Below are 10028 nucleotides of genomic sequence, written 5' to 3'. Positions count from 1 at the left end.
CCGATGTGCTGGCTAGTGGGTGGTAGAGAGCAACGGTAGCAATAGATAAATAGACAGAAAACGGGTGTCATCCTGAGCTTGCGAAGGACCTTCTCACGTAAGAACGACTGTCGTACTAACGACTTGTTCTTACGTGAGAAGGTCCTTCGCTACACTCAGGATGACACCCGTTTTCTGATTGCTTAGCGCTGCTGTGGTGGCTACCCTACCGTTACCCCCTGCATTTTGTGCGTTAGCACCGTAATCTTTTCCTGTAACCCTTCTGACGCCTCTACCAACGGCAAGCGCACAGCAGCTGAGCATAAGCCCTGTGCCGCGAGAGCAGCTTTCACGCCTACGGGGTTGCCCTCCTCGTACATCAGCGGGTTGAGGGCCACAAAATCGTAGAGCAGCTGGCTGGCCTGGGCGAAGTCGCCGGCCAGGGCGTGGCGGGTCATGTCGGAGAAGGGGCGAGGGAAGGCGTTGGCCAGCACCGAGATGATGCCTACGGCGCCAAAGCTGACGAGCGAAGTCGTCATCATATCGTCGCCCGAAATCAGCAAGAAATCATCGGGCTTGCCAGCAGCAATGGCAATGCACTGCTCCAGGTTGCCGCTGGCCTCCTTGATACCGATGATGTTCGGGTGCTGGGCCAGGCGCAGGGTAGTATCCGCCGTGATATTAGAACCCGTACGACCAGGCACGTTATACAGGAGTAGGGGTAGGGGCGAGGCATCGGCCAAGTGCTGGTAATGCGCCTCGATACCAGCCTGCGACGGTTTGTTGTAGTAGGGCGAGGCCGACAGAACGGCCACTACACCGGTAAGATCGATGGTGCGCAGGGTGTGCGCCACAGCGGCGGTATTGTTGCCACCCAATCCGAAAACCAACGGCACGCGGCCGGCTACCTGTTCTTGGGCTACACGCAGAATCTCTGCTCGCTCTTCCACTGTCAGGGTAGGCGACTCTGCCGTGGTGCCGTTAATCACCAGATAATCAGCGCCTCCATCTAGTGTAAAGTCAATTATACGACGCAGCGCGGCGTAATCCACGGCGTGGTCAGGGGTAGGCAAAAAAGGCGTGACGAGCGCAACGCCCGTACCACGGAGTTGGTTCATGAGTGGAAAATCAGTTGATTTGTAAGGAAGCTGCTCTGCTGAAAGTACAATGCATAAATGCACTCATCCAGCGCAGCCTTTCCCATTAATTATTTTCAAAAATACCCATTTTTTGAGAGCGTGGTGCTCTTAAATATCCATGATTGTATTTCGTACCGCTTTGCTAGCCGCCGGGCTGGCTACTACGCTGGCCCTACCCGCCTGCGATATCAAATCTGCCACCGCTTCCGAAACCGACCCTCCTACAGCTGTAACTACCGATTCTGCTACTGTCGTAGCGCCTGTTGCGGCCCCAGTTGCCGCTGCGCCCGCTAGCATTCCGGCGGCTAGCGTAGCTAGCGCGGCGGTTATCTACGCCCGGCCGCAGGTGCCTATCCTGTGCTACCATCAAATACGCGACTGGCGCCCGCGCGATTCTAAATCGGCTAAGGATTACATTGTGCCGGTAGACGCGTTTAAAAAGCAGATACAGATGCTAGCCGATTCGGGCTACCACACCATCCTGCCCGATCAGCTCTACGCCTACCTCGCCACCGGCGCGCCACTACCCCCCAAGCCTGTGATGCTCACCTTCGACGACACAGACCTGGACCAGTTCACCGTGGCCCGCCCCGAGTTGGAAAAGCACGGTTTCAAGGCGGTGTATTTTGTGATGACCGTGAGCCTGGGCCGCCCCAAGTACATGAGCAAAGCACAGGTGAAACAGCTCGCCGACGAAGGCAACGTCATTGGCTCACACACTTGGGACCACCACAACGTAAAGAAATACCAGGGTCAGGATTGGGTGACGCAGATCGAAAAGCCGACCAAAACCTTGGAGGAAATCACGGGGCAGAAGATTACCTATTTTGCCTACCCCTTCGGCTTGTGGAACCCCGAGGCCATTCCAGAGCTGAAGAAGCGCGGGTTTGTGGCCGCTTTTTCTTTGGCCGAAAAGCGCGATCAGCAAGACCCACTGTTCACCATTCGCCGCATCATTGCCAGCGGCTACTGGACGCCGCGCACGCTGCATAACAGCATGGTGCGCAGCTTTTAGCTTTAGGACTTACGCAAAGCGACTTTTGCTAGCCCCGGAGGGGCGACACTAGGTTGCCGGTCTGAAGCGTGCCGCCCCGCTGGAGATTTGTTCTTGTTTCCCAGTTAGTTACTACTAATATGCTGCCCCTGCGGGCTAAAAAACGGGCGACTGCGTAAGTTCTAAGTTTTTAAGATGTGTAGTTTTTTTGCTACCTGTATCGTGCACATTCGCTAAAAGGCGTCTGCGCTTTCTTCTGGTCTGGCTTAGAATAGAGCTTTGATAAACTACTGCTTTAATTTCAGCGCATGCACTTCGGATAATCTTACTCTGCGCAGCAGATTGTTGATGAAGATCAGGAGCAGCAAATAACACTACTGGTTTCTCGTGTAATTCAATGCGAGAAGATATTTGCAAGCGCATTTTTTGGTAGGGAGAAGTAGCACCGCATATTTCTCGTACGTTTTGATGGCGGTAATCTGCTGCTATCCAGTTTGTGTAGCGGGCTCCTGGGAAATATTGGATCAAAGAGTCAGGTTGCGGCGGTGACCAGATCCACGCTGCATTCGTACCACCAGCGTTTTGGATACGACCAACTAAAAGTTGCCATTCCCGGCGATATGCTGATGCACTATGAGCTGATAACATAGGTCTTAGCATCACCATCCCCTCAATTTGTTTTAGTTGATGGGCAATAAGCGTCGATGGTAGCGTGTCACCTGCATTAACATGCCAAGTAAGTAGAGGGACAGTATGACGGTGGAGGAGTGACTGAATGAGAATAACTGGAAGACCAGAACTATTTATTGTAGAAAGATTGATAGCCACAATCCGGGAAGGCGAAGTAGCCGGAAGCATGGATTGGTCTACTTCTTGGCTTGTTAGCGTCTGTATGGTATCCTGATTAGGTAACATCAAGCCGAAATGTACATCGTCGCCACCAGTATGAATCCATTTCTCTGCCTGGCGTTGTTTTAGCATACTATGCCTCCGTGAAACTACTACATCAGAAAAAGCAGCCGACACAACCAAAACAGTGGCAATAACGAGGCTGTATCGACGAACAGCCGTTTCTAAGACTGAAGTCAATGAAGCGCTGAAATGACTTACCCGCTGATGTAGATTACGTCCAAAAAGAGCGGCGGCTTTTGCGTTCAAAAAGCGTAGAAGCGCATGCTGGCCCATCAGAACCACAATGAGCAGAATAATGGCATTGGTGACGGCAAATCCAGCCATCATCTTGGTGGCATTAGTTGACGAGATACTAACGCCGTACACTGCTGCTCCGATACTTATAAAAGCTACCAGGATGTTGGGCAAGCTAAGTTTCCATTCGTTCTCAATTTTGCCTTCTTTGGGGGTCGGGATGTAGGGTACTTTGATTCTAAGCAGTGCATAGCAAAACCCGATGGCGTATACCCACCATGTGCCCACGCGCAGAAACCCGCCTGTTATATGCAAACCGGTTTCGTGGGGCTCGCGCAGCCATTGTTGAGCATAATGCCGGATCAAAAAGATCAGCCCGACCAAGGGTAGGGCATAGACCATAAATTCCCGGATGGGAATATGCCAGGGAAACTGATAGAGCACCAGCGATGCAATCGGAATCGCCAGATCGATCAGCGTAATGACGCCGGACAGGAAGTACAGCGGCAGCAGCAGGTAATGCAGGCGCTGGCGCCAGGAGAAATGAGCGAACAGGCGTGGGTAAACCCGCAGCAGTAAATCAAACGCCCCGCGGCTCCATTTGAGCTGCTGGCTGTAGTAGGCAGCCAATGAGGAGGGCACCAAGCCCTTGCTGAGCACGCGCGGTACATACACCGATTTCCAACCCTTAGCATGCATGCGCATGGCTGTGTGCATGTCCTCCGTAAGGCCGGCTGCGTGCCCGCCAATGCTGTCCAGGGCCGCCCGCCGGAAGGTACAGTTGGCCCCAATAGCCTGCACCGTACCGTACGCGTTCATGCCCATCATAAGCGGTCCGTAGAAGTAGTACGTTTGCTGCGCAGCGCCCAGTGCCACGAGGCCTTCGCTCTGATTGCCATAAGACTGGACGACTTGCACAAAGCCTACCGTAGGATCAGCAAAGTACGGGAGCACATGCTCTAAAAAATCCGGGGTGGGTACGTGGTCTGGGTCGAGGACCACACATAGGTCACCGGTGGCTCCTTGTAGGGCATTGTTGATATTTCCTGCTTTGGCATTGACTTTTAGCTGGCGCGTGACATACACAATATTAAGTTCGCTGCAGAGCGCTTGCAGGTAGGGGTTGTTGCCTTCATCGCAGAGGTAATCTGTATGGGGGTAGCGGATAGCTTTCATGGCCCGCAGCGTCTGCTCAATCATGGCCAGCGGCTCGCCTGGGCAAGCTGTCGTGAGTACGTCAACGGTTAGCCTGCTGGTGGCGTGGCTGGCCACCGGCTCTCGTACATTCACGTAGTGGTACCATTCGTAGCCAATGTGGAGTAGAGCAAACCCAAGCGAGAGAGTGAGTAGCCAGAACAGGGGTGCGAAGCCAACCGGGCTGCTGGCGATAAACCACCAGCCAAAGCGTAGCAGAAAAAGGACACCCATCCCGACCAGTAGCCGCATTTTATACAGCTGAGGCGCCGCCCTATATCTGACAACCGCTGATTCACTTTTTTCCTTCAGGATTGGTTGCTCACACATTTAAGAGTTCCATTTATTCTTCTATAGATGCAACGATGTCTCCAGCAAATGTATATGATTTTTTTAAAAATTAATATGATTTTTTTATTATTATAGTTTATATATTTGCATTGTGTTTTTCTTATATAGTTTAATGGGCTGAAAAAAAGATGTGGTAATCTAAGGAGCAATAATTTCGGAAATGGTTACTTATGTATTTGCTTCAGCTTTTGCGTAAAATTGTACTATTGCATGACAAAGTTTGTTAAGTGTTTGTGCTTTAAAATCATAGCATTTGCTGTAGTTATTGCGTCGGCCTGTAGTTCAGATGATAAAGCACGTACCACGGGGGCAGCCGTCCGGGCGTCAGGTATATTACCTGTACAGATTGTTACTACTCCTACAGGATATCAATTGTTAAGGGGAGGGAAGCCCTACTTCATTAAAGGAGCTGCCGGATTGCAGTATTTTAATGAAGTGCGCTTAGCAGGTGGCAATTCTGTACGGCTATGGAGTACTGATTATGCAGAACCGCTATTGGAGGAGGCCCAACGACAGGGTCTAACAGTCACACTTGGTTTATGGATGCCTCATAACAGGAGCGGCTTTGACTATCATGATCAGAAGTCAGTAGCCAAGCTCATGGAAAACTTACGTGAAGAGGTAATAAAGTATCGTAACTCGCCTGCTTTGTTAATGTGGAGTCTAGGCAACGAGTTAAATATGCACATCGTTGATCCAAACGTCTACCAAGTTGTGAACGAGGCAGCCCGCATGATTCATGAGTTAGACCCCTTTCACCCGGTAACTACTATACTAGATAGCTCGCTGAATCTAGCGGATGCTGTGCGAATCATGAGCCCGGAAATCGACCTGTTGTCTGTAAACACTTTCGGAGGGCTTCGTACGCTCCCCCAGGATCTGCAACGCTTTAAATGGACAAAGCCATATATAGTCACTGAATTTGGAGCAAAAGGTTATTGGGAATCAGATAGTACTGCCTGGGGCGCACCACTTGAACAAACCAGTACAGAAAAAGCAGTTTTTCTACAGGAAAGATATCAAGAGTCGATTTTAGCTGACTCCACCCATTGTTTGGGTAGCTATATATTCTACTGGGGGCAAAAGAATGAAATGACCCCTACTTGGTTTAGTCTTACGAATGCCGTTGGTGAGAAGACACAAGCTATTGATGTTATGTACAAGCTCTGGTCGCATCAGCCGGCACCAAACGCAGCGCCGCAAATCCGCCTGTTTGAACTGGCAGGAAAGTCAAAAGCAAAAAAATTATTATTGCAGGCTAACGAGACCTATTCTGCGCAAGCTGTTGCCTTCGACCCAGATGGTGACTCATTAACGACACGTTGGGAAATCCTGCCGGAGGGTACCACGCGCTACACTGTTTCGGTAGGCGATGACAGTCCGCTGGAACCTGTGCCAGGCAGCATTAAACAAGTACGGGGTATACGTACCCAGATACGTATGCCAAGCACAGCAGGCTATTATCGCTTGTATGTTACAGTTTCGGATGGGCACGGTAGCGTTGCTACCGCCAACCAGCCGTTTAGATGTTACGAATAGTGCTTAATACGTCACTATTAATGATTGTGCAGTGATCTGCTCTCCCCGCGTCGCACGCAGAATATAACGGCCGGCTGGCAAATCATTTAGTGAGAGCGAATAGGCTTTAGAGGTTGTAGAGGATAAAACCTGTGTACGACAGAGTATACCTTGCATATTGTACAGTTGTACTATGGTAGTGACTGGAGATGAGTCAGTTATAAGTACATTTACAAAATCGTGGGCGATAGTGGGATATACTGTACACCAAGTAGAGGTAGCCGTATAACGATTTTGGTTGCTTTGCACTACTGCACTATTCTCATCAGCACCAATGTTTCCTCGTTGGTCTTGTGTGGGCGTAGCATTGTTATAAAAATCACGCGAACCAGGCTGTTGACCAAATTCCTTTATTAGGTTCAAACCTGCGCCTATAAGAGCCGATGTGGTGGAAAGACGGAAGGGTGTGGTACCGGGGATAATTGACGATAGCGTACTGCTGTTTGTAATATTGCCTAATGCTAATTGCGGATTTACGTTTAGACCACAGATGCGGGTACCAATCATCTCTTGCTCTGTTTTCACGCGCCAATCCGTGAGCGTGCTATAGTGCTGATTTTGCCAACGAATGGTGAATGGGTAGTCCGAACTCCAGTAGCAGTTGCCTTCAAACCGAACTCCAAACGCCGTAGCTGATTCTAGCAACGCTAGTCCTGACTCTGTCTGAAACACATTGTTACGGAAAGTAATACCACTTATACCAGCACTGCTGACATACACTGCTTTCGGCTTGCTACCATTATCTGGCGGTGATACATACACAGTATTATTATGAATAGAGGCGCGTTGGATACCGCCATTATCCCCCGAAGACCATATCATAATAGCTCCTTGGTTATAGCGCTGGGCGTCGTTTGTACTGATGTTGTAGCGAATTGTCACATCGTGCAGAGGGGGGGCTCCATAGTACTGCGCCAGTAGGTAGCCCGGTCCTTCATTATCGTGCGAATAATTGTATTGCAGAATAGAATTCGTACAGCCACCGTCTAGATCAAAGCCGCCTCCATCGTGGGCGGTACCCGAACGGTTGTGGTGTGATTCACATTCCTGAATGATCAAATTGTTGCAGCACCACCCCCAGATACCTACTGGTCCTCCGCTAGGATTGGCATTAAGCCAGCCATTATTGTAGGCTTCGCATCGTTCTATTAAGACACCGTCGATACCACTCATCACAATGCCGTTGCCAGTATTCGTATAGGTGATGTCGGCACGGCCTGCGTTATTGTACGCTTTGCAATGACCAATATACCAATCACGATGTGCGTTTAGCTCTTGCGCATACGAGGCAATACCGCTCTCCCCGTTGTCGTGGCTATAGCAATTGGTTATACGTACATTATGGTAGCCACTGGTTCCCCGCCAGCTGCCAATTGAAATGCCAGATGTTTGATAACCACTTACATCTATACTATCTAAGACGATATGTTGCAAATGCGTCGCCGCCGAATCGAGATAGAACAGAATGCCTGAACTGGTGTTGTTTAGTCGTCCAGATCCTACGAAATTAAGTCGGCGCAACTCTATACCGGCGATATTGTGAGCATAAAAGCCGTACGCTTTGCCACTATTGATCGTGGCCCTACCCTTGCCGTAAGAGCTAAGTACAATAGGCTGCTCAGGAGTGCCTTGGCTACGAATCCAAAGACTACCTTCGAAAGTACTGCCGCTCTCAAATAATACCCAATCTCCGGCACTAAGAGCCATTGTATTCAGCTTAACAATGGTACGCCAGGCAGTTTCGATGGTCGACCCTGATTTTGTGTCGTCGCCGGTAGCACTTAGATAAAATGTACGAGCATTGCTGGACGTAATACAGAAGCTATGGATCAGCAGAAAAAATAGTAAGCGTTTTATCATTGAAACGGGCTTTTTGCCAAGCCCGTTTCAATGATAATGCCTGATGTAATGTGGATTAATATAAGAACATAGGTGCTAGAAGCAGAATTAAAGATATTGTTGTATTAAACAAATTTTATTATGAGTAATGAGAATGCTCATTTGTGATTTTGTTAATTTTTAAAGAATAAACTTCTCCGAACCTAGCTTGTGATACATTGGATATGACATAATTATGTATATGAGGTCCTCTAATCTCAATTGCTGGATTGAGTATAGCTACCGAAACGGTAATAGTCAATAGCGATTTGCTACTTCCCGCTGAATACTTTATTCAGAAACGCCACAGTGTAGTCCAAGGTAGGTGCAAACCAGGGGTTGAACAATGGAAAGGGGTGGGGCGCGTCGGGGAAAGTGTGCACTTCGTGGTAGATGTTGAACTGGCTAAGCTGCCGGGTCATATCATCGCGGCCGGCGTGCATGCGGGCCACGGAACTGTTAAGGAATAGGGTAGGGGGCGTGCGCGGCCCTACGTAGGTGAGGGCCGAAGCCTGGCGCCACAAAGCAGGCCGCTCAGTCTTGGAGCTGCCAAACCAATAGGTGGCCGCCGAAATGCTTTTCCGGTCGTCGCCTTCGCCCGATTCGGGGTGGATGAAGGCCAAAATGCCGTCTACGTCCACAATGGCCTGCACTTGGCTGGAATAGCCCGTGTTACACGCCAACGAATCGAAGCGGGTTTCTTCGTTGGTAGTACCAAGCAGCGCCGCCAACTGCCCACCCGCCGAAAACCCCCACGAAGCAATCTGTTTGGGATTTAGATGATACTCCCGGGCGTGCGCCCGCATCCATCGTACGGCGGCTTTCAGATCCAGCACAGCCGCGGGGTAGGGCGCTTCGGTGGAGAGGCGGTACTCGGCCGTGACGGCTACAAAACCGCGCGCCGCTAGTTGCTGGGCCATCGGCACGTGCTGGCTCCGGTCGCCGGAGCGCCACCCACCTCCATGAATCAACAGCACCGCCGGGTAGCCGCCCCGGCGGCGGGCTTTGGGGTAGAACACGTCGAGCTGCAACGCCCGCCCACTAGCCGTACAGTACGGCACGTTCGTCTGCGAGTGAATAGTTGCCGGTACCACTGGCCGGGCCAGCGTAATGGTAGGGTCGGTCTTGCGGGCTTTGGCGAGGGCGCTGTATACCGTGAACGACGTATCGCGCGCCAGGGTAGGCGTTTGGGCACGGCTTGCCCAGCTAGCCAAGAGCAGTCCTAATACCAGCACCCAACCGCCACGCTTACAGCAGAAAACACCCATCGGGCTATTCCGTTGGCAAGCCGGCTGCCTTCAAATCTTTGAAGCCGCCTGCGTTGTCTACCTTGGCAAAGCCCTTTTCGGCCATCAGCGTGGCTGTTTTACCGCTGCGGTTACCGGAGGCGCAATACAGCACGTAGGTTTTGGATTTGTCGAGCTGGGCAATCCGGTCGTCAAAGTCCGGCGCTTTGAAGTCGATGTTGCGGGCGCCGGCCAAGTGGCCATCGGCGTACTCCTCGGGCGTGCGCACATCCAGCACCACAACGTCGGGCTTTTGCAGCAGCGCGGCGGTTTCGGTAGGCGTTACCGATGTGTTTGAAGAGCAGGAAAGCTGCGTGAAGGTGAGTGCGCCGGCGAAAGCCAGTAGAAGGAAGCGGGACATGGTGGGTAGGGAAAGTGTTTGAGAAGCGGGACACGATTTAGAAGCTGTTTGAGTTAGTTGTTGCACGATGTCTCGTCGGCTGCGCCGTGTGGACGAAACTGTTCAGCGATGAGACGCAAATA

General features: G+C 51.0%; 7 protein-coding genes. 2 read left to right on the top strand and 5 right to left on the bottom strand.

The features are described 5' to 3' along the window. Positions 1 to 200 precede the first annotated feature (200 nt). Positions 201 to 1097 carry a 4-hydroxy-tetrahydrodipicolinate synthase gene (gene dapA, locus KYK14_RS20580; RefSeq protein ID WP_219161581.1) on the bottom strand — a complete coding sequence of 299 codons (897 nt, stop codon included), beginning with the start codon at positions 1095 to 1097 and terminating at the stop codon, positions 201 to 203. 139 nt (positions 1098 to 1236) lie between these two features. Here dapA and KYK14_RS20575 point away from each other — a divergent pair, with 139 nt between their 5' ends. Beyond that, positions 1237 to 2133, top strand: coding sequence for a polysaccharide deacetylase family protein (locus KYK14_RS20575; protein WP_219161580.1), 897 nt, complete (start codon positions 1237 to 1239; stop codon positions 2131 to 2133). Positions 2134 to 2268: 135 nt separating this feature from the next. Here KYK14_RS20575 and KYK14_RS20570 read toward each other — a convergent pair whose 3' ends face one another. Continuing rightward, complete coding sequence (locus KYK14_RS20570; protein WP_219161579.1) at positions 2269 to 4704, bottom strand: glycosyltransferase family 2 protein; 2436 nt, start codon at positions 4702 to 4704, stop codon at positions 2269 to 2271. Positions 4705 to 5013: 309 nt separating this feature from the next. Between KYK14_RS20570 and KYK14_RS20565 the strand changes: the two genes are divergently transcribed. After that, a complete protein-coding gene (locus tag KYK14_RS20565) occupies positions 5014 to 6342 on the top strand; it encodes a glycoside hydrolase family 2 TIM barrel-domain containing protein (protein ID WP_219161578.1) in 1329 nt (442 codons plus the stop codon). Positions 6343 to 6345: 3 nt separating this feature from the next. Here the strand turns inward: KYK14_RS20565 and KYK14_RS20560 are convergent, their stop codons facing one another. The 3 genes from KYK14_RS20560 to KYK14_RS20550 form a co-directional block, all read right to left on the bottom strand. Beyond that, positions 6346 to 8241, bottom strand: coding sequence for a T9SS type A sorting domain-containing protein (locus tag KYK14_RS20560; RefSeq protein WP_219161577.1), 1896 nt, complete (start codon positions 8239 to 8241; stop codon positions 6346 to 6348). A gap of 290 nt (positions 8242 to 8531) precedes the next feature. Further along, positions 8532 to 9473 carry an alpha/beta hydrolase gene (locus KYK14_RS20555; RefSeq protein ID WP_246601963.1) on the bottom strand — a complete coding sequence of 314 codons (942 nt, stop codon included), beginning with the start codon at positions 9471 to 9473 and terminating at the stop codon, positions 8532 to 8534. A 58-nt stretch (positions 9474 to 9531) separates the two neighbouring features. Continuing rightward, positions 9532 to 9906, bottom strand: coding sequence for a rhodanese-like domain-containing protein (locus KYK14_RS20550; RefSeq protein ID WP_208306268.1), 375 nt, complete (start codon positions 9904 to 9906; stop codon positions 9532 to 9534). Positions 9907 to 10028 lie beyond the last annotated feature (122 nt).

Source organism: Hymenobacter profundi, from assembly GCF_019334315.1.
Taxonomy (GTDB): domain Bacteria; phylum Bacteroidota; class Bacteroidia; order Cytophagales; family Hymenobacteraceae; genus Hymenobacter; species Hymenobacter profundi.
This window is presented reverse-complemented; position numbering and strand designations above follow the sequence as displayed.

Bases quoted from the DNA above. Each gene is read 5' to 3' on its own strand.
- dapA (WP_219161581.1), bottom strand. From the start codon at position 1,097: ATGAACCAACTCCGTGGTACGGGCGTTGCGCTCGTCACGCCTTTTTTG.
- KYK14_RS20575 (WP_219161580.1), top strand. From the start codon at position 1,237: ATGATTGTATTTCGTACCGCTTTGCTAGCCGCCGGGCTGGCTACTACG.
- KYK14_RS20570 (WP_219161579.1), bottom strand. From the start codon at position 4,704: ATGCGGCTACTGGTCGGGATGGGTGTCCTTTTTCTGCTACGCTTTGGC.
- KYK14_RS20565 (WP_219161578.1), top strand. From the start codon at position 5,014: ATGACAAAGTTTGTTAAGTGTTTGTGCTTTAAAATCATAGCATTTGCT.
- KYK14_RS20560 (WP_219161577.1), bottom strand. From the start codon at position 8,241: ATGATAAAACGCTTACTATTTTTTCTGCTGATCCATAGCTTCTGTATT.
- KYK14_RS20550 (WP_208306268.1), bottom strand. From the start codon at position 9,906: ATGTCCCGCTTCCTTCTACTGGCTTTCGCCGGCGCACTCACCTTCACG.